The following is a 24,697-nucleotide window of genomic DNA, read 5'->3' as shown; positions in this document are numbered from 1 at the left end:
TATTTAAATGGCGTCATTCATAATGATTTTTTTTGAGCGCATATCTGCCTAACAAATCAACCAAACTATAAAGTACGATCGATAGCAGTGCAAGCATCGCTATACTGACCATGACCATGTTCATCTGGAATACCTGACCGCCATACGTGATCAAATACCCGAGCCCTGCTTTGGAGGACAAGAATTCTCCCATAATGACTCCTACTAAGGTCAGACCGACATTTACCTTTAACGTCGCGATGAAATTCGGTACGCTCGCAGGCAGCAGTACCATCGTTAGCATCTGCGAGCGCGTGGCCCCGAATGATTCCATTAGCTTCAGCTTTGTTTTGCTGATTTCCTTAAAGCCGCTCTCGATCATGATAATGGTAACGATAATCGAGATGGCTACAGCCATGCCATATACAGAATAACGGTCCCCAAGCCAAATATAGAAGATCGGGCCAAGCGCAACCTTAGGCAGTGCATTCAATACTACAACATACGGTTCGAGCACCCTGGAAGCAAAGGTAGACCACCAGAATAGGACAGCAATAAGCGTACCGAGAACCATCGACACGACAATGCCGATGATCGTCTCCAACCCGGTAATCCAGGTATGCCGGAACAACTCTCCTTCGAAGGCCAGCTCCTGAAAAGCAGTGACCATGCTGGACGGCCTGCTGGTAAGCATCGGATTCACCCATTGCATCGCGGCGGCTAATTCCCAAATCGCCAGGAACAAGACAAATACCGCAATTCGTGACAAGCGGATCAGCCACAGCTTTCTTTTTTGCAGCCTTAGGTACGCGGCATACTGCGGAGAGGCTGATTTATTGCTGATCAAAGCTACTGCCGGCTGTTCTGTTCGCTGCTCCGAAAGCACTGCTGACGACTCTCTAGCCGGTAGAGACGACATGGCCCTCCAACTCCTTCCATATGGCATTAAAGTAAACATGGTATCGGCCGGCTTCCCGCTTTTTCCACGGGGAAAGATAAGCACCTTCATCAAATAACATCGTGTAGACCGAAGATATTGTGCTTGGCCTTTTCGACATGACCATCACGCGATCCGCCATACTGATCGCCTCTGAGATGTCGTGCGTGACCAGAATAGCCGTCTTCCCCTGATCCTTGATAATATTGAAGATTTCATCGGAAAGCGTTAAACGGGTCTGGTAATCAAGCGCCGAGAACGGTTCATCAAGCAGCATAATGTCGGGTTCCGTCACAAGCGTGCGGATCAGCGCTACCCGCTGGCGCATGCCTCCGGACAGCTGGGCTGGGCTGTGGCGCTCAAATCCCCCTAGGCCGTAACGCTCCATCAGCTCCAATGCTTTTCGCTCCGCTTTCTTGCGGTCCATTTTGCGAATTTCCGCTCCAACCAGCAAATTGCTTAGAATATCCCGCCATTCGAACAAATGGTCATGCTGCAGCATGTATCCGACCTTCGGGGAGGTGCCTGACACCTCCTGGCCATCGATCATGACCTTACCCTTTGTCGGCTTCACCATCCCGGAGATGAGGGAGAGCAGCGTGCTCTTGCCGCAGCCGCTCGGTCCCACAATACTGATAAATTCCCCAGGTTCGATAGACAGATTAATGTCCCGCAATGCCTCGGTTTCCTGCTTTAAGGTGAAATAGCTTAAGCACACCTCGTTTAATTCGATTTGTGGCATAGGCTCGTTTTCCTTCCTACTTCAAATTATTCACAAAGCTCATATCAACGACATCTTCCATATTAGCGATTTTCTCTTCAGCTTTAAGCACGCCGTTCTCAATAAGTACGCTTTGCAAGGTTTCAAAGCCTTCAGCAGTCAGCTCTGGAACAGCCGGCCAAGTGTCTTGATTTTTGTAGCGCTCGACAGACTGGATAATGATATCTTTTGGCGTCCCTTCAAAGAACGGCATTAACGCATCGGCGATTTCGTCATCGGTGGCGGAGCTGATCCACTCTGCCCCTTTGGCAACGGCATTAACGAATTTTTGAATGACTTCCGGATTCTCTCCGATAAAATCCGAAGTAGCTACATAAGAAGTTTCCGGGAATGTGCCGAACGCTTCTCCCATCGATGCCGCATAATGTGCCACGCCTTCTTTGACCAATGTCGAAGCAACCGGCTCGAACAGCTGGATAAAGTCGCCTTGGCCGCTGGTGAAAGCGCCGGCCATCGCTGGTGCTGCAAGATTGGTAATAACCTCGACATCTGTCACATTTTCCTTAAGCAGCTGGGAGTTCATGACCATTTGAGGCGCACTGCCCGGCCTCCAGCCCACAATCGTTTTGCCTGCCAGGTCACTCCACTCGAACGCATCCAGCTTTTCGCGGGAGAGCAGGAAGGAGCCGTCCTTCATCGTCAGCTGATGGAATATTTTGATCTTCTTATCCCCCTCCTGATTGTAAATATAAATCGCTGTCTCCGGCCCGACCAGCGAGATATCCGCCGTACCGGCAATCAATGCCGCGGCTCCCTTATCCGATCCCTGCGCGGTGTTCATATCGATCTCCAATCCTTCTTCTTCAAAAAAGCCCTGCTGCATGGCAACGTAATGCGGCGCATAAAAAATCGAGCGAATAACCTCTGAAAATTTAACCATGACGATTTCTTGCTCTACTGCAGGCTCAGCTTCGGGTTCGGCATTCGTGTCAGTGGCTGCATTGGCTTCCGGCGTGTTGGCCGGTGCATTATTCGGCGCAGCCGCCTGGTTCGATGCGGGGGTGCTCCCGCAAGCCGCTACAAACGTCAGTAACATTACACAGAACAACAGTACAACCGATTTGCTCATCTTCATCATGGTCTCTCTTCCTCCCTATCATTACATGCTTATTTATTGAACGGCATGGGACGACGGCGCACTTACCAAATGGGCTTCAGCCATCCCCCTGCCATATTCAACCATCTTGGAATGTCCCACATCACGAAGCGCCACGGCCGTTATCCGTTCTCGAAGCAGGAACACTTCTACACCGGGAAGCAGCAGCTCGAGAGCATAAGCGAGCGGAAGCCCGTTCTCCATAATTTCAACGGAGTGGGGATTGCCTAAGATAAAATTCAGCCCTCTCTGCTTTGCCAGCACTACAAATTCATGATCCTCCCGCACCCGGCTGATACTGGCGATGATCGTATCTGTCTCCGGATACATCTGAAGCGCGATCTCAAGATGTTGGAGCGAAAAACCCGTATGAGGGAAAAAGTGAAGAATATGCTTTACATGCCTGTCCGGAGTTCCGCTGAGCAGCTTTGCCGGGTTGGAGAGCGTAGCTTCCTGTAAAGTGGATTCACCGCGGATTGCGCGCTCCGCTTCCAATAAATCAACATCAATCTCCCGCCCCATCCAATGATCGATACGCGCCAAAATATCGCCAGCAGTGTGCACACCCTCCAACGCAATTCCCTTGTGAAGCACATTCCCGGGAATCCCGCAAAACGAGATATCCGTCGCCAGCTTCCGGTGTCCATGCAGCAGCGTAAGCCCGGGATGAAGCCCGTGGAACGCTTCGTGCATCTCGATGAGCGCCAAATTATATAAAGGCAGGTAATCCGCAAACGGAACTCCTCCTGAGCTGGCGGCATCCGCAACAGGATGATGAACAATGATCAGGTCAAGTTTCATGGCGGAAGCCATCTCAATCATCGATTCCGTTAGGGTCATCCCGACACCAATGCGGGTTACCGGTTTATGCTTGCTGCCAAAGATAAGCCCAGGGATTTCCATGACGTTTTTTCCGGGTATATTTGAGGTTTTCATAACTACATAGGGATTCGTACCAGAGGTAATCTCATTCCAATCCATGACCATCCTTCCTTTGGAAATGGTATTGAGCGCATCCAATACATGGCCTACCTCCGTTTGAGTCTGTCTCAAGGTCATAACAACGCCTCTCCTCTCTTGGTGTTTCAGGTTTGGGTTCGTAAATTTTCGACAAAAAAACCGCCATTATGAGCATACGGGTCTTGGGATACCCTGATATGTCACAATTAGCGGCCGCAAAACTCTCCATTCGGAGCTTTTTATCACCTGCTATATGTAGATTGTTGTCTGCCCGAACAAAATGGCAATGAATCTCTTCCATAGAAGGATCCGCGGCCTTAATCTCCTCAGACATTAAAACGATCACACTTACGGAAAAATCTGTACACCTCATGTACTAGCTGTTATAACTAACCTGTACTACTTGTCAGGTAATATAACACATAAAAAGTTTTAAATCAAGATAAAAGTTTATAATTAACATTTTAATAACTTACTATGTTATGTTTTTGTCAAATTAAATCCAGTTCTTCCTTAAACAGAATAACCGTTCCCGAGAACTCCGTTACCGGATCATAGTCTTTGAGAACTAACTTCACTTCCAATCCAAGCGTTTTTTCCACCTGCTCCTTGAGCATTCTTTTGTTGGCCTCCATGATCAGTACATCCACATTCGCAGTCAAGCCGCGGTTTGATTCATCCAGTATCTTCAAGGCCGGAATTCGCTTGTGCGTAGCGAAGATAAAAGCTTTGTCACCCGAAATCTCGATCTTCTGCGATTTGATCCCCATGCCAAAAATCTCTTGGTTGATTGAATTATAAATTTTAATGATCTCCTGTTTTAATACGCCTGCCGGATATTGTTTTTTCACTTGCCTTCCCTCCCTCTCACGGATCTCCGTACGATTATCATTTTTGCCTCTGCGAGTCTATTTCTACGAACAAGCTGTACAATCCTCTCTTGGCCATAAAAGAAAAGCATCGGTACTGGTTTGTCGTGTAACAAACCGGACCAATGCCTCTTGCCTTATACGTTGACTAGAAATAAATAAATCGGCAGCAGAATCAATAAAAGGGCGGCAAACTTATAATTTTTAAATGCCAGCTCGAGCACGTCCCGCTTCAACAAGCTCGAGATCAGATTGTTAACCGCTGCAGCAGGCGAGATCGTATTGGAAATACCCCAGCTTCCAAGCAGCAGTACACCAAAGAACAGGGGCGAAATACCCACACTTGCAGGGTCTACTGTTGTCGCGAGAATCGTCACCACAATAATCGGATGCGAACCAATTAAAGAAGTGCCGAAGACTAGCAGCATAGCGCTAATCGTAAACACAATAGGAAGCGGCAGCGGAACGGCCGCCAGCAGAGCTGGAATCGCGGCGCCAAGCCCTGTCTGAGCGATTGCTCCGCTGAAAAATCCAGCTGTCAGAAATAACGTAATTTCTTTCTTAAGCGAAGGAAGCGCACGGACAAAATGATCGGTTGCCCCTTGCTTATAGGCATCAAAGGAACGGGATAACAAACACCATATCAAGGGATAAAGCACTGCCGCAAATACCGTGATAATAACGATCGGCAAAGGCAGAAGCTGCTCCATACTAAGCACAATAATGATGGCAAGGATGAGATACAAGGCCAGCTGCCACAGCCTCGAGCGCAATACGCTCTCACCCTTTGCGGCTTCATCCGCTGCACCTTCCTCAGCCTCGCTCCCTGCCGCCACTTCCCGGGAGGCATCGCCTCTATCCATGAGGAAGGGAAGTTCAACCAAAAAGCTGAGCACAAAGCTAAGCAGGCTGAAGCCGAGGACATAAGGCAGCAGGTCGATCCAAGCCAGCTTCAATGCGGATGTGACAAGCGCCATCGCGGCAAAATAGGGCGACCAATAGATCGCCGCTGCGAACCCCCGGTTAAGCGCATTGCCCAAGATTCGCCACGAGCGCGAGCTCGGATGGATCGATGCCAGATGGTAGACAACGCTGATCGAGCCCACATTCAGAAACACCGCGAGAATCTGTGTAAGCAATTGGCTTGCGATGAAGAAGGAGCCCTTCCCCTTCACCCGGGTGCGATACAGCCACTTCAGCGCTTCGACGAATCTAGGCGAGCGAACGGGAATACCGAATAACGGGGCAAAAACAAATAAAGTGACCAACGTGATATTGACCGCAGCTGCGTCGAGCCAGGTTTGGACGGGCGCTCTTTGAACCCATAGAATGCCAATGCCGGTAACAAGAAAGGCTGCCGACAGAATCATCGTTATCCCGCGAATCTTAGGCAATAACACAATTATCGTGGTGAATACAATCACTCCGAGCACCCATGGCATCCATGCAAGATGGGTAAGCTGCTGCACAATAAATCCTATAGCCAGGCTAATGATGAGGAACCGTTCGGTTCTCTCTGCTGCAACATTCATGGTTTACGTCCCTCTTTCTAACAAGCGTAAACGGCAGCATCAACTGCCGGTAATCTCTATGAATCGTTTGTTTTTTGCTTAAATACTATACTACAGCCGCAGCATAAATTCATTAGCGATAAGTATGAAAAAAGGCTCTCTCATCAAGTGAGAGAGCCAGGGTCTGCAGAGTCTGCCTGGACTGGTAAACTTGCTGTTCATCCTGCTTAGCTGTCCTGCACCTGCTGAGTTGCCGATCTTTTATGGAAGAGAACGGTTGAGACTGCTGCAACCGTACCAACCAAAGCAAAGATGCTGCCTGCACCAAAAGCGGTGTGCGGCCCGAAATTATCCATCGTGTATCCTCCCGCGGCACTGCCGATAATCCCGCCTAATCCACCGAACGTTACGGCAAGCGCTGCCTGGCCTGTTGCCCTTAGCTCGTTAGGCACAAGCGTAGATAAATAGTGAATCGATGCGACGAAGAATAACGGGAATGACAAGCCATGAAGCGCTTGGGCGGCTATTAGCACCGACGGATTGTCTGTCTGGCTGTAGATCGCCCAGCGGATAATGTAAATGACCGCTCCAATGATGAAAATGCCGAGCGCACTCCATCGCTCGATCAGCTTTCCTACAAAAAACAACGCCGGTACCGTGCTTATCGTCGCGACAAACCACGCCATGCCCAGTTGAGTCTCCGACGCTCCCAATTCGCTCAGATAAATTGCGAGCATGCTGTCATTCATGCGGTGTGGAATGGAGATAATCAGTACGACCAGAAGAAACCAGAGCAGCCTAGGCTTCATGAATAGCTTGCCAAGCGCCGCCAGGTTGACTGGAACCGGCGTCGCCTTTGTATCTTTTAGCAATAATGCGGCTATAATCGCAAAACTTAAGGCGACCGCGTAAATATAGCGCAGGTAATCAATGCCGATCCTCTCCACCAACAATCCGAGCAGAAGAGCGGAGATCCCGACTCCCACTTCACCCCATAAGCGAATGCGTCCATAATCCTTATTATTCTCGTGCGCATACGATATCGTTAATGTGTCGGTTAAAGGAGCGGATGCACTATTAAAAAACATAAACACAGCGTAAAACAATATGATCATCGTGAAGGAGCCCATCGAGAGGAGTCCCATACTTAAAAACAAACTCGCGGTTAATATGACGATGATAATTTTTTTGATCGTTTTTGTCCGGTCGCTGACATAACCCCAGAAAGGCTGGGCAAATATGGACACGAAAGCGCCGCATGCGAAGATTGCGCCGATCTGGCTTGAATCTAAGCCTTTATTTTGCAGATAAAGAGGAAAAAAGAAAACCATCATACTGAATGTGGAAAATAACAAATAAACATAAGCCGATATACGGACCATCTAGAGCCTCCTGTAAGTTAACGTACTAGATTATCGTAGCACAACGGGGATGGAATGAATACTCCGCTATCTAGCTAAATTTCACTGTCATTTTGGTATAATGTAAATTATCTATGACATTGTAGGAGGACATCTGTCTATGAAATACGTCCGGATTCGGGTTGTCCACAATCAAAACAAAGCGTTCTCGGTACAGTGCCAGTCCGGATCCACCCTGCTGCAGCTTGTGAATCAACATGTAGACGATCCGAAGACGGAAGGCATACCCTACCTGTGCAATAAAGGCGCCTGCCGCAGCTGTACCATTGAAATTTTGGAGAACGGTGAGCTGCTTGATGAACCGACCAGGCTTGAGCAGCGCTCACTATCAGTCGGCCGGACAGCAATCGACCGAGGTTACCGGTTGGCATGTTTAAGTTATTTTAAAGGAAATTGTGAAAGACCCTGACGGGAGCTTCCGTCAGGGTCTCGCATAGTACTGGAGCGGCTCTATTCTTGCGGTCACTGCGTTAACAAAACAGGCAGGGTACCTCCCGCGCTCTCGTGACCGAAAATAACATTTAAGCCGGCTATCCTATTCGGCGTTTGTTCTCCGTACACAGCCAAAGCTGTCTGAACATTACGCAGGAACATCAGCTCATAAGGATTGCCCATCGAGAGAAACGCGTAAGGTTTGGACTGCGCATTCAAGTGGTCGATTAAGCTCTGCCACTGACTCCAGGCATATTCCTCAAGAGGACTTCGGTATTGGTAGGATGCCGCAATGACAAAGTCAGCCTGTTCGATCGCACGCAAGCCTGCTTGCCCGTTAAGCTCATTCAAAACCACGAGCTGAATTGTGACCTGCTTCGCAGCTTCAATCGCCTTCAATTGGCCGCTCAGCTGCTCCGCCTGTCCAGCGGTTGGTGCGACGATCACAATGCTCTGCCCCTCGCGGATAGCATACGGCAGATAATTGCGATCGTTTTTCTGAAGGGTAACCGCCTGCTTCGCAATCTCAGCTTCTACAGCTTGATGCTCACTATCACCTATTATCCGCTTGGCGGCTTGTATTTTCGATTGCAGATTGGGCTGCCTATCAAATAGTTTATATTTCTGCTTCAGAAGCAGAATTCTTTTCACAGCGCGGTCTATCGCTTGCTCCGAAATCTCTCCCTGCTCTACTGCCGCCGCCAGCGATTGAAACGCGGCGTCTACATCCCGCGGCATCAGAATAATATCCGCACCGGCGGATACCGCCATTTTGACCGCTTCCGCTTCGCCAAAATGCTCCGATATGGCTTTCATCGTAAAGGCATCGGAGATAATAACCCCATCAAAGCCCAACTCGTCTCTGAGCAGACCGGTCAACACCTTGCGCGATAAAGTCGCAGGCACGTTAACGATGGAGCCGTCCAGCTTGGACACCATCTGCGTGTTATCGATTTCCGGGAACGTAACGTGAGCGGTCATAATCATATCCGCCCCTTCGCGAATAGCTGCCCGGAACGGCACCAGCTCTACTTCATCTAAACGCTGCTTGTCGTGAGGCAGGCTGGGCAGTCCGAGGTGTGAGTCCACATGGGTATCCCCATGCCCCGGAAAATGCTTCACGGTCGAGATCACACCCGTATGATTCTGCCCTTTCATGAATTGAACGCCAAGGTCCGTTACGAGATGCGGATCCGCCCCGAAAGACCGGATGCCGATCACCGGATTGCGTGGGTTGATATTGATGTCCAACACCGGCGCAAAATTCAGATTGACGCCTAACGCTTTAAGCTCGGTCCCGGTAATTTTTCCCGCTTCGTAGGATAATGCAGGCTTGCGGGCAGCCCCCAGCGCCATATTGCCCGGCAGGTTGGTCCCATCCGGAATTCGCTTTACCGCTCCTCCCTCCTGGTCAATACCGAGGAACATCGGAATATCACCGGCCTTTTGCTGCAGCTGATGGGTAAAGGTCGTAAGCTGCTCCACATTCACAATGTTTTTATCAAACAGAATCAAGCCGCCCAGGTAATTGTTTTTTATTGTGCTCTCAATGCCATCATTCATTGTCGTTGTAGCTCGTCTGTTCCACATCCGGATATCCGGCATGAACATTTGCCCGACCTTTTCCTTGACGGACATGAGTGCAAGCAAACGATCCCAATCTTGAGCTTCAATAGCTTTGGCCCGCTCATACCGGATCATCCTTGTCAGAAATACGGCAAATTCAGCGCGGGTTACGGATTGCCCGGGCCGAAACGTCTGATCCGAATATCCGCCGACTAATCCGTTAGAGGCCAATAAGCGGATCGAGCCCGCTGCCCAATTGCTGTCTATATCCGTTAATTGTACGCTCCGGTTCCCTTGCGTTACCCGGTAAGACCGGGTTAGAATCGCTGCCGTTTCCGCGCGGCTGATCCACTCATCCGGACGGAAGACTTCACCCGGGAAACCGCCTATAATCCCCTTATGAAATGCGATGGAGATTTCTTTGTAGAAAAAATGATTGCCCGGAACGTCCTTAAAGCTCACTGCTTCATTGGCCTTTTCATCAGGAAACAGCTCCCGCACCAAATAAACGACTGCCTGAGCGCGCGTAATGGTATCCAATGGACCGAATCTCCCTTGTCCGTAACCGGCGACTGTCCCTCTGTCCGCTAAATAATGAATGCTGTCAGCTGCCCATTGGGAATACTGCAGATCCGTAAACTTCGGCTGGGCGGATGCTGAATCCGAAGGATGCAATAGTGCGGTAACCAGCATCAAAGCCATCATTACCGCAGCTCTCTTGATGAGACGCATCGAACCATCTCCTCCCTATGAAGAAATTTGTAGACCGACGGTAGTTCATACAGCTTTACGAGCATGTCCGACATCTCTATCCCTCCAACAATTAGTACGGCTTCCTCTCATTATAAAAGACGCTTTAAATTTCTGGAAAGTTTCTGCCTGGAAAAAACCATAAGAATACCAGAAGAAGTCATCGTTCTCCATATCAAATCCCCGGACGTTTTTATACAATCAAACTGAAATCATAAGCGCCTCCGCATGCTGGCGGGGAAGGATACAAGGAGGAAACCTATGGAGCTGTCACTAAGTATGTGGAGCCTGCATCGCACAGTAAGGGAAAATCAATGGACCGTCATGGATTTTTTATCATTTTGCAAAGAGGAAGGCATTCAATCGGTTGAGCTGTTAAATGTATTTTGGAAAAATCAAGAGCAGGAGCTTGATCAGGTGCTGCGCTATACAAGCGAGAGAGGAATCAAGGTCGTCAGTTACGCAGTGGCCAACGATTTTGTCAATGAGGATCCGGAGAAACGCGCTGACGCGCTGAAAGAAATAACCGATGCCATTCCGGTCGCCAAGGCATTAGGCACTTCCATTATCCGGGTCTTCTCCGGCAATCTGGCCCCCGGACTTACCATGGAAACTGCTCAGGACTGGATTGTGGACGGTTTGTCCGCAGCTGCCAAGCAAGCGGAGCAAGCGAGGGTTACCCTGTGCTTGGAAAATCACGGCCAGTTGGCCGGTCGCGGAGAACAAGTCAAGCATATTATCGACACCGTGGGATCGGAAGCGCTGCGTTCAACTTTTGATACAGGCAATTTCCTGCTTGTTGACGAGCATCCTTCACAGTCCATCCAAGTTCTTATTCCCTTTATCGCGCATGTTCATTTCAAAGATTTTACCGAGCATCCTGAAGGCAGATATAAATCGCTCGGCGGCAAAGCCTACGAAGGAATCGTGGCCGGTCAGGGAGATACAAAGCTTGAATCACTGATCCAGCTGCTGCAGCAAAACGGCTACCAAGGCGCTTATGTGCTGGAGTACGAAGGTCTTGGCAGTGAAGCGGAGGGTGTGCGCAAAAGCTACGAATTTGTCCGCCAGTACAATCTTAAACACGGGGTACGTGCATGATGGTTAACGAAATCCATGCCGATGTCGTCATTATTGGAGGAGGCACCGGAGGGTGTGCCGCTGCTCTATCCGCGGCTAAACTCGGCAAGAAGGTGATCATGACGGAGGAAACCGGCTGGATCGGCGGCCAATTGACCAGTCAGGCCGTTCCGCCCGACGAGCATCCGTGGATTGAGAAATTCGGCAGCACCCGCAGCTACCGGCAGTTTCGGGAAGGAGTTCGCAGCTATTACCGTGATTTCTTCCCGATGACGCCTGAGGCGCGTTCCAATCCGTTGCTCAATCCCGGCAGCGGAGGCGTCAGCCGGCTGTGCCACGAGCCGCGCGCCGCACTCGCCGTGCTGAACCAAATGCTGGCTCCTTATATCCACAGCGGCAGATTAACGATTCTGCTCCGCCACCAGATTCATTCGGTTGAAACAAATGGCGACCGAGTGCTTTCGGTAACGGTTCGGAGTCTGGAATCAGAGAATCAGACCGTACTGACAGCGCCTTATTTCCTCGATGCCACAGAATGCGGAGATGTTCTCCCGCTTGCCGGCGTGGAATATGTAACCGGTGCGGAATCGCAGCAGCATACCGGCGAACCGAATGCGCTGGCAGGCAAGCCGGATCCGATGGATATGCAGGGCTTCACCTATTGCTTTGCGATGGACTACCTTGAAGGGGAAGACCATACAATAGATAAGCCGAAGCAGTACGCGTTCTGGCGGGATTACCAGGCCGACTTCTGGCCGGCAAAGCAGCTGAGCTGGACAGGCGTAAAGCCTCATACGCTTGAACCCGTTCAATACGAGCTGTTCCCTGGAACGGACCGGTACTCCCTGTTCTATTACCGGCAGATTATAGATAAAACCAATTTCCTGGAAGGAACGTTTCCAAGCAACATATCGCTGATCAACTGGCCGCAGAACGATTATTGGCTCGGACCGATTATCGATGTGAGCGATGAGGAGCGCTCCCGTCACCTGGAGGCAGCCAAGCAGCTCAGCCTGTCGCTATTGTATTGGCTGCAGACCGAAGCGCCGCGTCCGGACGGAAAGCAAGGCTATCCTGGACTTCGGCTGCGCTGCGATGTGGTGGGAACAGAGGACGGGCTCGCGATGTATCCTTATATCCGTGAATCCAGGCGCATTAAAGCCGAATTTACCGTACTCGAACAACATGTCAGCGGCGCTATGCGGCCGGAGGGCAAAGGCGAAGCCTTCCATGACTCGGTCGGTATCGGGTCTTATAGGATTGATCTTCATCCGAGCACAGGAGGACGCAATTTCATCGACGTCTCCTCCGTTCCATTCCAAATTCCGCTTGGCAGCCTCATTCCGGTAAGGATGGAAAACCTGCTGCCGGCCTGCAAGAACCTGGGCGTCACCCACATCACCAACGGCTGCTACAGGCTGCATCCGGTGGAGTGGAATATTGGCGAGGCAGCCGGCAGCTTAGCGGCTTATTGCATGGAACACGGCTTGTCTCCTAGAGCGGTCCGTAATGACAGTAACCAGCTGGAGCAATTTCAATCCCTTTTGACCCGGGAAGGTGTCGAGATGGATTGGCCTTCCGTACACGCCTTATAAATTATTAATCCTAACAAAAGAGGTGTTCGTTCTCATGAGTAAAAAAATACGTGTAGCCGTGATCGGCGCAGGCTCTATCTCAGAAATGCATCTCAAATCGTACCATAATAATCCCGATGCTGAATTGGTTGCCATTTGCGACTTGAACGAAGGCCGCGCAAGGGCCAAAGCCGAGAAATACGATATCCCGAATGTCTATACGGATTATAATGATGTGATGAAAAATCCGGATATCGATGCAGTTAGCATCTGCACCTGGAATAACTCGCATGCCCCGATCAGCATTGCCTCGCTCAATGCGGGTAAACATGTGTTATGCGAAAAGCCTCTTTGCAAAACGGTTGAGGAGGCGCTCGAGGTAGAGGAAACCGTTAAACGCAGCGGTAAAACACTTCAGGTTGGTTTCGTGCGCCGTTACGCGTCTAACACCCGCATCATCAAGCAATTTCTGGAGAACGGTGATTTAGGTGAAATTTATTATACGAAGGCTTCCTGCATCCGCAAGCTTGGCAATCCCGGCGGCTGGTTCTCCGACGTGGAGCGCTCCGGCGGCGGCCCGCTTATTGACGTTGGCGTACACGTCATCGATCTGTGCTGGTACTTGATGGGCAGGCCAAAGGTCAAGTCCGTCTCAGGCAACACCTACCGCAAGCTGGGGAATCGTGCAAACGTCAAAAATCTGGCCTATTACAAAGCGGCGGACTACGACGCGAACCATAACGATGTCGAAGATCTGGCCAATGCGATGATCCGTTTTGAAAATGGCGCCTCCCTCCTCGTTGATGTTAGCTTCACGCTGCATGCCAAGGAAGATGAGCTGACCGTCAAAATCTTTGGGGATAAAGGCGGCGCTGAGCTCGAACCGGCGCTTTCGATCATTACGGAGAAATACGATACGATCTTGAATGTTACCCCGCAGATTAACAACCTGTCCTTTGATTTCGTTCAAGGCTTCCAGGATGAGCTTAATTATTTTATCGAGGTGTGCCAAGGCGGCAAGGAAACTTTAAGCCCTGTGCAGGACGGCGTAGAAATGATGAAGATCCTGTGCGGCATCTATGAATCGGCGGAAAAAGGCACTGAGATTGTTTTTTAATTTCACATGATCTCCCCGATCAAGTATCAAGCCTGTCTGAGAAACCTTAACAGACTTGAGCTTTTTGGGATACCGATGATTTTCGCCGCTAAAGCGGCCAGCCGGACATTATTCGTCACATTTACGTTGATTTATGGTTTGGAGTTCCAGTTAGTTATAGAGAGAGGATTCTCGCGAACAGGCTTTTGCGGGGATATCTTCCTGTTCCCGGATTCCCACCTCGGCCTGTTCATTCAAGGGAATCCGGGAACAACAGCGATCGGAAGAACATTTGACTGCGCAGTGAATGCGGTACAACCAAAGCGTTTAAGAGAAAGGTGCTATCCCATCGTCATCAGCGATGACTTATGGGACAGCACCTATTTATTCCATCCATTTCATATTCGCCACGATATGCAGAGACCGCATAATGTCCTCTGCCATACTTACAGCTCCGCTACGATTTTACCTCTTGCATGTCTTTCGGACAAGCGGATCAGCGCCTGCGGCACATCCTCCAATGCGATCACTTCCGTCACCATCGGGTCCACTTTTTTCTCAAGCATCAGCTGCATGAATTCGTCCGCCATTGCTGCCAGATCCTGCTCGGCCCGATCGTCTCCGGATACATGAGCGCCGCCCAGCATCAATTTATGAACCGTGAATGTTTTGTGGGAAGGCTGGAAGTCGGCTACCGTTTCCGGTGCGCCTGCAATACAAGCCAGCTGCCCTCCGAACGACAACATGGACAGATCCGCCTGTGCCGTCGCGCGGTTGATCGAATTCAGGATGCAATCTACGCCGAGGCCGTTTGTCGCTTCCATAACCCTTTCATGTACATTTTCACGATTATAATCAATAACGGTGTCCGCTCCTAAGCTCTTCACATAATCAAAGTTAGCTGGGGAAGCCGTTGTAATAATAGTCGAAGCGCCGAAGGCCTTTGCCAATTGAATCGCATAACCGCCCACACCGCCGGCTCCGGCATGCACAAGAACGGATTGTCCGGGCTTTATGTTCATTTTTCTCTGCAGCACTTGATAAGCCGTCAATCCCGCACATGGAAACGCCGCGGCTTCCACAAAGGATAAGCCTTCAGGAATCGAGGCGGCGGAATTCGCCTTCGTGACCGTATATTCCGCAAAGCCTCCCGGTTTAACGAAGCTGCCGTGATAAACGACCCGATCTCCTGCTGACCATTGTGTCACGCCTTCTCCAACAGCATCCACGATCCCCGCCACATCTACGCCAAGTACGAATGGATAGTCCCAATCGGGATGCCCGTTTAGTGAAACCTTATAATCAATAGGATTCAAGCTTGCAGCGCGAACCCGTACTCGTATTTCCCCCGCTCCTGGCTGAGGCATCGGCAATTCCGATATCGTCAGCGTATCCGGCTTGCCAGGGGCTTTCAATACTAAAGCTTTCATTCTGATTCCTCCCTTATCGATCATACTCCCTCATAATACCAAACCTTGAATAGATAAATACAGCGGTGAAGGCCGGCGAATCACAAATCCATAATCAAAAGAGTAAAGGGACTGTCACAAGGTGAAAACACCCCGGAGCAATCCCTTCTTTTACACGTTATTGAACTGTTGCAAACCAATCGTTAGCGGCTTGGATCATCTCGTCGCCGCCGTCTGCTCTCCACTGCTCCACGAATCTGTCGTAGTTATCGAGCGACTCTGCTCCTGTGATAAACTTGATAAACTCATCCTCCACATATTTATGGAGTTTTTGCTTGTGCTTGGAAATATTCTCGATCGGAGGCGCAAAGGTTAATGCATCATAGTACATGATATCTTTACCATTCTCCTGGAATGTCTCAAAATAATTTTGAACGAATTCATTTTTACGGACGCGCGCCTGCCAATAAACCGGGTATTTCTCTTCGTCGTTGCCCGTCAGATAGTCGCTGCCGAAGTTATATTGGTCATCAAAGATCGGAAGGATCGGGAAGTATTTTCCGTCCTGCACTTCATGGTGCACGCCTTCTTTACCGATCGTTGCTTCCTTGAAAATTTCTTCATCCAGCTTCAGATCAAGATATTTCATCGCCTCTTCTTTATTTGGGGCCCATTTTGGAATCGCAATGTAAAAGGTAATGCCGCCTGATGCACGTGCGGAAGCATTGCCTTCGCTATCCTTCAGGTAAGGCAGGATGCCGATTTTGGCATCAGGGAAATTGGTCGCCATTGCATTGTTAATATTCGCTGCATTCCACCAGCCCTCACGGTACATAAACGCCTTGCCGCCTGTAAATTTTTCGATCAACGTATTGGATTGGTTAATCGCCCATTCCGCGTCAAGCAAGCCTTCCGTATACAGCTTATTCATATAAGCTAAATAGTCTTTCGTTGTCGGATCTTCAACCATATGGATAATCTTGCCGTCTTGTTCCTTAAACTGCGTATCTAATCCGTAATCCCATCCCAGTGCCGAACCGATTTCACCTTGGAAAGGATCCTTGCCGCCTGTCATCGGAATGACATTTTTCTTGTCTTTCACTTCTTTCAGCACATTGTACAGCTCATCAAGATTTGTAGGGGCTTGCAAGTTCAGCTCTTCCAGCCAGTCCTGTCTGTAGAGCAGGGCATAACCTAAGGTTAGACCGCTGGCGCTTGATTCAGGGATCGCCATAATTTGACCATTCACCTTCGCACCGTTCCATGACGATTCACTGATCACTTGTTTCATGTTCGTACCATACGTTTCAACCAACTCATCCAAGGGCTCGAGCGCGCCGGAGGATGCCAGATGGGCGAATTGAATCGGATTCAATTTCATGAAATCATATGGCTCTTGATTCGCCATCAGCAAGTTAAGCTTTTCATCAAAGTTCTCAACCGGCAGTTGGTCATATTTCACTTCATAACCGGTTGCTTCTTTCAAGAAAGTCCCCACATAATAATCATTGGGGTCAAAACGGTTATACTGCATAAGCTGGCGAAGCACAGGCTTTTCCCCGTCATCCTCGGGTTGATTTACATTCGCATTTGTATTTGTTTCTGTTGGCTCAGCCCCGCCTGTATTCGTGTTTTGAGGGGTGTTGTTTCCGCCTCCGCTGCATGCGGTGACGATTACGGCAATCATAATAACGGATAAAACGATCAATAAGCTCTTTCTCATTTCTGTCGACCTCCATTTCGTTTGTTTGACAAAACGTTTGTCTGCCCCTTGATGCCGTTCATTGTCTGCTTGCTGATGAGCTCACCTCCAGTTAGAGTAATCTGTTCCATTGTTCCTGCCTTACCCTTTGACCGAACCGATCAGCACGCCTTTGACGAAATACTTCTGCAAGAACGGATAAACCAGTAAAATCGGCAGTGTAGCCAAAATGATCGAAGCCGCTTGTATCGACTGCGGTGAAGCGTTCATTGCCGCATCCACGTTAATATTGCCGCCCATCCTTAGAAAAGCGTCACTTGAGGTGACGAAGAGCTCCTTCAAATACAGTTGCAGCGGTTTGTTCTCTGGAGTGTTGATATAGATCAAGGATGCAAAATAGTCGTTCCAGAACTGTACCGCGTAAAATAATCCGATCGTAGCCAGCACCGGCAGTGACAGCGGCAATGTAATCCGCCATAGAATTGTCAGGTTGCTCGCACCGTCCAATTTGGCCGATTCCTCCAGGCTGTCCGGCAGATTTTCGAAGTAGCTTTTGATAATCAGCATATTATAGACACTGATCAGTGCGGGCAGGAATAACACCGGCAGTTGGTCAACAAGACCGAGACCGCGCATCAGCAAGTACGTGGGAATTAGTCCACCGCTGAACAGCATCGTGAAAATATACATCAGGATAAAAAACTTTCTGCCGCGCAGCCTTACTTTCGACAGCGGGTAGGCGGCAAGCGTCGTCATCAGCAGCGCAAGCAGTGTGCCGCAAACGGTGATAATAACCGATACCTTCAGCGCATTTAGAAACATCGCATTGCTGGCCACATATTGATAGGTTCCAAACTGAATATCGATCGGCACCAGATTAACCCGACCGGATATGACCGCATTCTCACTGCTCAGTGATTTGGCGATCAGATTAATGAATGGAAAGATCGTCGTTAAACTGAACAGGATGAAAAAGGTATAATTAAAGACGGTAAAGATCTTCTCGCCCAAGGAATCTTGAATTCCGTTCGTTGTTTTCCATTTCATCTTAGGCCCTCCTTACCAGATTCCGCGTTGTAAGTATTTTCTGCTTAAACGATTCCCCGTTATGATGAGGAAAAATGCAATCACCGACTCAAATAATCCAACTGCCGTAGAAAAGCTGTAATTCTGTTCCCCAAGGCCGACCCGATAGACATAGGTTCCGATGACATCTGCAACGTTATAAACGCTTGGATTATACATAACGAGAATCTGTTCCGTGCCTGCCTCAAGCAGCGATCCCAGGCGCAGGATAAACATCAGCACGATAATCGGAATCAGGCCCGGCAGCGTAATGTGCAGCGTCTGCTTCCATTTGTTTGCGCCATCGATCTTGGCGGCTTCATACAGCTGAGGATCAATGCCCGTTAATGCGGCCAGATAGATAATCGTGCTCCACCCGACCTCTTTCCAGCCGGCGGATGTGATGATAAGAGAACGGAACACATCACTATCAAGGAAAAAACGGACCGGTTCTCCCCCTAACGCAACAATCATTTTGTTGACGAGGCCGCCGTTAACCGATAACAGATCAATAAACAAGCCACCTACGATAACCCAGGATAAAAAGTGCGGTAAGTAGACAATCGTTTGAACGCTGCGCTTAAATATCATATTTTTCAACTCGTTCATCATGATCGCTACGATGATTGGCAAAGGGAATAAAAAGACGATTTTATAGATGGAAATGAACAATGTATTTTGGAAGACTTGCAGAAAGCCCGGCGATGTCAACAACCTTTCAAAGTGCTTAAGTCCCACCCATGGACTTGCCGCCATGCCTTGAAAAATGTTGAAATCTTTAAATGCGATAACAATTCCGTACATCGGCGTGTACTTAAAGAGGATCAAAAAAGCGATGCCGGGGATAAGGGCGAGATAAAGATCCCAATCTTTCCGAATATCGACAAATAACTGTTTCATAACGTTGTCCCTCCCCCAGATCCAATGATGAATAGTAATGCCGTGCGGTTCACCGCTCCGCCCTGGTCAATCGACTTACTATTAGTGTAGAATCGTGAGCGGGTATTTAGTAGGTGACTGTGATTACCTTTTATGGTACTTTCATATCCTTTTCTCGGGGCTTGTCTCCTGAAGCTTGATAGACCGCGGGATTGCGGCTTCGAAGTAGTCATCAAATTACCAATACAAGTCATAGGTGTCCTATCCGCGCAAAAAAATGCAGCCCGAATCGGCTGCATTTGTTCTTTTATATGGTTGGGCCAAGAACTGGCATGTCTCCTGACCAAAAACAAAGGGAGCGGCATTTCAAGAACCGTTACGAGAATGTCTGGCTCATGTTCGGTGAAAGGCGGCGGAGGGGCCGGATTCATGCTGGAGAAGCGTTAGCGTTCGCCTTTGTCCCCGGATGCTTACCTCTGAAGAGGAGTTACTGTTTCACCTCACCCGGTGTCACCCCCCAGTATTTGCGGAACACCTTCGTGAAATAGCTGACATCCCGGTAACCGACCATATTGGCCGCATCATAGACCTTTGAGCCTCTCAGCAGCAGTTCCTTGGCGCTTTCCATTTTTCGCTCAAGCACGTAGGTAGAAAATGGTTTTCCCGTTTCCTGTTTAAACAGCCTGCTCAGGTAGGAGGAATTGACATATAACCGGTCGGCGACCGTATGAAGCGTCAGCTCTTTATCCATTTCTTTTTCAACGATATCCAATATTAATTTCACGGTCTGGTTGCTCACTGCTTTCCGCTGGTTTTGAACGTGCGTCACAATGCTCTTTACGGTCCGGTTCAACCATGAAGCGATCTGTTCCTTGGTCGTCAAAAGCTGCGGGTTGTGAAAATATGCAAAATCCGTCCCCGCGACCTCTTTTACCCGCCAACCCTGCTTATGGATCAAACGCGTTAACAAGCTGATAAAATAAAGGACATGCTCATGCACGTCATCCACCGATTCCGCTTTGCTCATGCCGTTCTCCCATAGTGCATCGATAAACGTCTTCGCCCTCTCCCCATCTCCCGTTTCGAGCGCAATTTCAAGTCCCTTTTCCGTATTGGGCTGAACGGCCAGAACCGAATTATTGCCTTGCTCTTCGCTATATGGGATCGCGATATCACGACCGTAAACCACTCTGCTCTGCAGCGCTTTGTTCGCTTGAGCGTGAAGCTTGTGGAGTTCCTTCCATCCGCCGGTCTCGCCGCATATGCCTGCGCTCGCTGTCAGCTTCAGGCATTCCTTCACCTTCGATAACAAATTCGTCACCGTTACATTGACGAATAACAGCATCTCATTCGGGTCCTCTTGGCAAGAACCGTGAAAGATTAATGCCGTGTAACCGTCGGGTGTCGTGAAGATCCAAGCCGGTAAAGACTCCAGCAGTTCTTTTACAATACTGTTTAGCGAAAACAGCAAAAGCGGACCGTCGTGCTTGCCGAATCGGGTTTCCTCTTCCGGCAGATCATCCATATCCAGCATGACAACGGCATATTGATAATCGCCGATGTCTTCGATCTGCACTTCTTTGCTGTATCTCATAATTTCCCAGTCATCGTATTTGCCGCTGGTCCAATATTGAAAGAAATCATTTTGCAAATTGGGCAGAAGCTGACTCCACTTCTGCTGCAGCATCGCCTGATTGTGGAGAAGGTCCAGCTCCTGTCTTAATAAATCAGCCGCTTCCAGCACGGCCTGAAGGATTTCCGTATCGCCGGCCGGCTTGAGCAAATACTTCATAACGCCGATCTCGAGGGCGGATTTGGCGAATCGGAAGTTGTCATGTCCACTGAGCACGATGATCTTAACGAGCGGATTCATGTTAAGCACCTGGCGCGCCATCGTGATCCCATCCATCTCCGGCATATGGATATCAAGCAAAATAATGTCCGGTTGTTTTCTTTTAAAAAGATGCAAAGCCTCTGATCCGTTGCCGGCTAATCCGACAACTTCGATCTCGTGCTCCTCCCATGGAATATTATTAGCCAAGCTGGTTCTCAGGCGAACCTCGTCTTCAACAATCAATAGATTCATTTTCCTGTCTCCTCAGAACGATTGATTCGGGAACGGCTTCAAGCGGAATGTTTCTTCGCACCTGTCTAGCGGAAGTATAATTTTAACGGTTGTCCCTTGTCCTTCCCCGCTGCTGATTTGCAAGTCGGCTTGATCACCGTAATACATCTTGATACGCGATAACACATTACGCAGCCCATACATCCCCTTTATATGCTGTTCCATGTAAGAGAACGGCCCGAATTCATGGCTTGAGAGCTTTTCCAGCTCCTGATGAATATCATCAAGCCGTTCCTTTCCGATACCTGCTCCGTTGTCTGACACGGATAGGATGAGATATTCCTGCTCAATTCGACTGGCAATGTGCAAGTGGCCATCGTGCTTGTTGTCCAGCCCGTGCAGGATCGCGTTTTCGACCAATGGCTGCAAGAGCAGCTTCATAATGAAAAACGGCTTGCTTTCCTCCTGCAGATCATACGTCACAGAGAAGGAGTCCAGAAAACGAAGCTGCTGAATTCGAATATAGTAATGCAGATGGGTGACATTCTCCTCTACGGTAAACGTATCCCGTCCTTTATCCAGGCTAAGCCGGAAAAACCGCGATAAATTAAGCACCATCTCACTGATCTCGGCAGCATCGTAGTTTTTCGCCGTCCAATAGATCGAATCTAACGTATTATACAAAAAGTGGGGATTAATCTGGGATTGCAAAAACTTTAATTCCGTCCTCGTCAACCGAAGCTGCTGCTCGTAATGGTATTGGATCGAGTCCTTCTGATCCTGAACCATCTTGTTGAACGCATTCGTGAGATAACCGAGCTCATCGCTCCTGTTATTCTCAAGGCGCGTATTAAAGTTTCCGCTTCCGACCGAATGCATCCCTTTGAGCAAACGCTGCACCGGCGAGGCAATTCCGGAGTAAACCGCCCATGAGATCAACAGCGCGAGAATGACGCTGATCCCTATGATGATATAGGTATACATTCGTGTCAGATAGGTTTCCTTAATCAGCTCTTCTTCTGGCTGCAGCAATAAAAGCGACCATTTATAATAACGGGAATCGACCCGGACTGCAAATTCCCCGGGCGTCGTGTCTCTCAGATCGCCGAATTGCAGGCCCCGGTCTCCCGTTCCCGCAACAAGCTCCTGATCATTCGTATAAAGGTAAATATCTGCGTTCGGGGACGGAAGCAGCGAGCGAATCAGATCCAGCAGCCTTCCTTTGTTAAACGTAAAGATTAACAGATTCGGTTCCCGCGCCGGGTTATTCAGGTCCATAACGCGAACAAGCGATATGCTGTCCGTATTAACGACAGATCCGAAGGTTTCCGTCTCGGTGATCGGATAATCCGGCATTAAATACATGATTCCGGTTCCGTTCGATTCAGCAAGATGTCTCAGCTCCTGCAGATGCAGCGGGCGCACAATTCGGCTTCCCCCATGCGCGGTGGACAGAAGCATGCCCGATTGGGAATGGAATAATGAAACCTGCGATACCATATTGTTGATTGAGGTGAAGGCTCCAAGCTCCTTCATGATATCGGCAAAACGGATATAGGACATCGCGTCGAGCTCTGCCCCGATCTGGCTCAGCGTCCTCAGCATATTATTATCAGTGGCGACCAGGGTCGAGATTTCTTCGACATTTTGCAAAGTCAGATCGATATAATCCATGGAAGAAGCAAGTGCGGTCTCCGTCCGTTCCACCGTTCGCTCAAGCAGGATATTTTGGGAGCGAAAGTTTACGAACAAGCTCACGATGACAAGCGGCAGCAAAATGAGCAGAAAATAAATGGTTAGGCGAAGCTGAATTTTTCGGGTATAGCGTTCATAAAACCATGAAAAAATACGTTTCATGGCCCACCCCTTCCCACGGTTTGGTCATACCATTCATTCACTTCACGCGTCATCTCATCTCCGCCCTCGCTTCTCCACCATTCCACATAATGATCGAACTCGTTAAGCGGAATGACGCCGACAATAATCTGCGTGAAGATATCCACCAGCTCGGTAAGCTTATGGTTGAATTTCCCCATGGCCGGCATCGGAAGGCCGGTAAACTCATTTTGGATCAGGTTCTGCTCGATCAGCTGCAGATTATTGTATAGTTGAAAATGCTCCCCGAGAGAATCGAGCCTTAGCTTTACCATCTCGGGGACGGCTACATCTACAAGAGACGAATAAATCCCGCGATACAAATGCTTGTCATGCTCCGAAAAATTCGTGATGATCTTCTCGTTGTCCCTCTGCCATACTTCATTTTCAAAACCAAGCTTTAGTTGTTGTTGTCCTTCACCGGCAATGAAATTCAAAAACTTGATCACAGCAGGGGCTTGATTGCTGTTTGCCGGTATGACGGAGTATTGCCTGACGATGGGGCGATCATATACACCTTTATGGCCTTTGGGCCCTGTCGGATAGGCAAGAGGAATCCACTCGGCATTCGGATCCCGGCTCTTATTCAGCGCTATAGGCCCGCGTGTATCGTACCATGTCGCCGAATACAGGCCGACTTTCCCGCTTACGATTTTTTGTTCCAAGCTTTTGTTGCGGTTAATAGGGAACTCAGGATCCAAAAGGCCCTCTTCATACAGTGTATTAAGATAGGCCAACGCTTCTTTCGTTTCCGGTAAAATATCGGAATACACCAAACGACCGTCCCGTTCTGTCCACTGCCCGAGCTGCACGCCGTAAGCGCCAAAGAAAGGGGCCGATCTTCCCAAATTTTCAGTCATTAATAATCCAATCGTGTCATCCAGCCCATTTCCGTCCGGATCGTTCAGCGTAAAAGCTTTTATCACTTCGTAGTACTCTTCCAGCGTTTGCGGAGGCTGCAGGCCGAGCTTGTCCAGCCAATCTTTTCGGGCATACATGATTTCCACGCCTTTGACTTCATTAATGCTCGGAACCGCATAAATACTTCCGTTAAACCGGACTTTATCCCACGCTTCTTCAGGAATAGCCTCTTTCAAAGCAGGGCCGTAACGATCGATCAGATCATCTAACGGCATCAGTGCATCTTGCTTCACATAGTTTGACACCCATACATTATTAATCACGTTGATCAGATCCGGATAATTGCCCGATGCCATAATCATGTTCAGCTTGTCTTCATAACCTTCCGATGGCGGAAGAATTACCTCAATATCTAATTGGGTATTTTGCTTGATGTAATCGAGATACGGGTTATTGTTCTCATCCAGCCCTTCCGGAAACGTCATCCCGAGACTATTCACAACAATGCTTATCCGTTCTTCAAAGAAATGGTCTGTCTCTGCATCGTTTAACGCGTTTGTGTTATATCCATATAAGAACACGATAAAACCTGCGCACATGACAGCAAACAGCAGAGAGAAATACATCTTCGTTGACTTCAAGCTCCCCACCCCTCTGTGAAAACATTTTCATCGCCATACACTACCATTTTACATAAGAATCGGCAGCAGGGATACCTTCAAACCGATCGATCGGCCGTAATTACGGCTTCTTCATCTATTCATAATATATATCTAAATTATGATCATT

19 protein-coding genes are annotated in these 24,697 nt (G+C 49.0%); 4 read left to right on the top strand and 15 right to left on the bottom strand.

The annotated features are described in order from the left end of the window. Positions 1 to 13: 13 nt before the first annotated feature. The 7 genes from IEW11_RS04925 to IEW11_RS04895 all read right to left on the bottom strand — a co-directional run bounded on the left by IEW11_RS04925 (position 14) and on the right by IEW11_RS04895 (position 7,515). Positions 14 to 898: an ABC transporter permease gene (locus IEW11_RS04925; protein WP_188529588.1), complete on the bottom strand. Its 885-nt coding sequence runs from the start codon at positions 896 to 898 to the stop codon at positions 14 to 16. Beyond that, complete coding sequence (locus tag IEW11_RS04920) at positions 879 to 1,658, bottom strand: ABC transporter ATP-binding protein (RefSeq protein ID WP_188529586.1); 780 nt, start codon at positions 1,656 to 1,658, stop codon at positions 879 to 881. The genes IEW11_RS04925 and IEW11_RS04920 overlap by 20 nt, the downstream gene beginning before the upstream one ends. 16 nt (positions 1,659 to 1,674) lie before the next feature. Beyond that, on the bottom strand, positions 1,675 to 2,775 hold the full coding sequence (locus IEW11_RS04915; protein ID WP_229724962.1) for an ABC transporter substrate-binding protein: 1,101 nt from the start codon (positions 2,773 to 2,775) through the stop codon (positions 1,675 to 1,677). Positions 2,776 to 2,808: 33 nt separating this feature from the next. Next, positions 2,809 to 3,852, bottom strand: a complete 1,044-nt coding sequence (locus tag IEW11_RS04910; RefSeq protein WP_188529584.1) for a Nif3-like dinuclear metal center hexameric protein — start codon at positions 3,850 to 3,852, stop codon at positions 2,809 to 2,811. A gap of 392 nt (positions 3,853 to 4,244) precedes the next feature. Continuing rightward, complete coding sequence (locus IEW11_RS04905) at positions 4,245 to 4,604, bottom strand: Na-translocating system protein MpsC family protein (protein ID WP_188529582.1); 360 nt, start codon at positions 4,602 to 4,604, stop codon at positions 4,245 to 4,247. 155 nt (positions 4,605 to 4,759) lie between these two features. Further along, positions 4,760 to 6,154, bottom strand: a complete 1,395-nt coding sequence (locus IEW11_RS04900; protein WP_188529581.1) for a hypothetical protein — start codon at positions 6,152 to 6,154, stop codon at positions 4,760 to 4,762. 206 nt (positions 6,155 to 6,360) lie between these two features. Beyond that, complete coding sequence (locus IEW11_RS04895) at positions 6,361 to 7,515, bottom strand: MFS transporter (protein ID WP_188529579.1); 1,155 nt, start codon at positions 7,513 to 7,515, stop codon at positions 6,361 to 6,363. Between the two features lie 139 nt (positions 7,516 to 7,654). On the opposite strand from IEW11_RS04895, the gene IEW11_RS04890 reads away from it, so the two are divergent. After that, positions 7,655 to 7,963, top strand: coding sequence for a 2Fe-2S iron-sulfur cluster binding domain-containing protein (locus IEW11_RS04890; RefSeq protein ID WP_188529577.1), 309 nt, complete (start codon positions 7,655 to 7,657; stop codon positions 7,961 to 7,963). 53 nt (positions 7,964 to 8,016) lie between these two features. On the opposite strand, the gene nagZ is transcribed toward IEW11_RS04890, so the two are convergent. Continuing rightward, positions 8,017 to 10,284, bottom strand: a complete 2,268-nt coding sequence (gene nagZ / locus IEW11_RS04885) for a beta-N-acetylhexosaminidase (protein ID WP_188529576.1) — start codon at positions 10,282 to 10,284, stop codon at positions 8,017 to 8,019. A 279-nt stretch (positions 10,285 to 10,563) separates the two neighbouring features. On the opposite strand from nagZ, the gene IEW11_RS04880 reads away from it, so the two are divergent. From IEW11_RS04880 to IEW11_RS04870, 3 genes are read left to right on the top strand one after another with little or no spacing between them, the layout of a single operon-like run. Next, on the top strand, positions 10,564 to 11,403 hold the full coding sequence (locus IEW11_RS04880) for a sugar phosphate isomerase/epimerase family protein (protein ID WP_188529575.1): 840 nt from the start codon (positions 10,564 to 10,566) through the stop codon (positions 11,401 to 11,403). Continuing rightward, positions 11,403 to 12,977, top strand: a complete 1,575-nt coding sequence (locus IEW11_RS04875; protein WP_188530185.1) for an FAD-dependent oxidoreductase — start codon at positions 11,403 to 11,405, stop codon at positions 12,975 to 12,977. The genes IEW11_RS04880 and IEW11_RS04875 overlap by 1 nt, the downstream gene beginning before the upstream one ends. 34 nt (positions 12,978 to 13,011) lie before the next feature. Then, complete coding sequence (locus IEW11_RS04870; protein WP_188529574.1) at positions 13,012 to 14,073, top strand: Gfo/Idh/MocA family protein; 1,062 nt, start codon at positions 13,012 to 13,014, stop codon at positions 14,071 to 14,073. Between the two features lie 425 nt (positions 14,074 to 14,498). Here the strand turns inward: IEW11_RS04870 and IEW11_RS04865 are convergent, their stop codons facing one another. The 7 genes from IEW11_RS04865 to IEW11_RS04835 form a co-directional block, all read right to left on the bottom strand. Next, positions 14,499 to 15,482, bottom strand: a complete 984-nt coding sequence (locus IEW11_RS04865) for a zinc-binding dehydrogenase (RefSeq protein ID WP_188529573.1) — start codon at positions 15,480 to 15,482, stop codon at positions 14,499 to 14,501. A gap of 157 nt (positions 15,483 to 15,639) precedes the next feature. Then, the gene (locus tag IEW11_RS04860) at positions 15,640 to 17,184 is read right to left on the bottom strand and encodes an extracellular solute-binding protein (RefSeq protein WP_188529572.1); all 1,545 of its coding nucleotides are present in this window, start codon (positions 17,182 to 17,184) and stop codon (positions 15,640 to 15,642) included. A gap of 120 nt (positions 17,185 to 17,304) precedes the next feature. After that, the gene (locus tag IEW11_RS04855; RefSeq protein WP_188529571.1) at positions 17,305 to 18,210 is read right to left on the bottom strand and encodes a carbohydrate ABC transporter permease; all 906 of its coding nucleotides are present in this window, start codon (positions 18,208 to 18,210) and stop codon (positions 17,305 to 17,307) included. A 12-nt stretch (positions 18,211 to 18,222) separates the two neighbouring features. Next, positions 18,223 to 19,128 (bottom strand): ABC transporter permease, encoded by a 906-nt coding sequence (locus IEW11_RS04850; RefSeq protein WP_188529570.1) that lies wholly within the window; start codon positions 19,126 to 19,128, stop codon positions 18,223 to 18,225. A 466-nt stretch (positions 19,129 to 19,594) separates the two neighbouring features. Further along, positions 19,595 to 21,193, bottom strand: coding sequence for a response regulator transcription factor (locus tag IEW11_RS04845; protein WP_188529569.1), 1,599 nt, complete (start codon positions 21,191 to 21,193; stop codon positions 19,595 to 19,597). Positions 21,194 to 21,205: 12 nt separating this feature from the next. Beyond that, on the bottom strand, positions 21,206 to 23,029 hold the full coding sequence (locus tag IEW11_RS04840; RefSeq protein WP_188529568.1) for a sensor histidine kinase: 1,824 nt from the start codon (positions 23,027 to 23,029) through the stop codon (positions 21,206 to 21,208). After that, complete coding sequence (locus tag IEW11_RS04835; RefSeq protein WP_188530183.1) at positions 23,026 to 24,534, bottom strand: extracellular solute-binding protein; 1,509 nt, start codon at positions 24,532 to 24,534, stop codon at positions 23,026 to 23,028. Before IEW11_RS04835 ends, IEW11_RS04840 begins: the two co-directional genes overlap by 4 nt. Positions 24,535 to 24,697: the final 163 nt, after the last annotated feature.

The sequence above is a fragment of the Paenibacillus abyssi genome (assembly GCF_014640295.1).
Taxonomy (GTDB): domain Bacteria; phylum Bacillota; class Bacilli; order Paenibacillales; family Paenibacillaceae; genus Paenibacillus_D; species Paenibacillus_D abyssi.
This window is presented reverse-complemented; position numbering and strand designations above follow the sequence as displayed.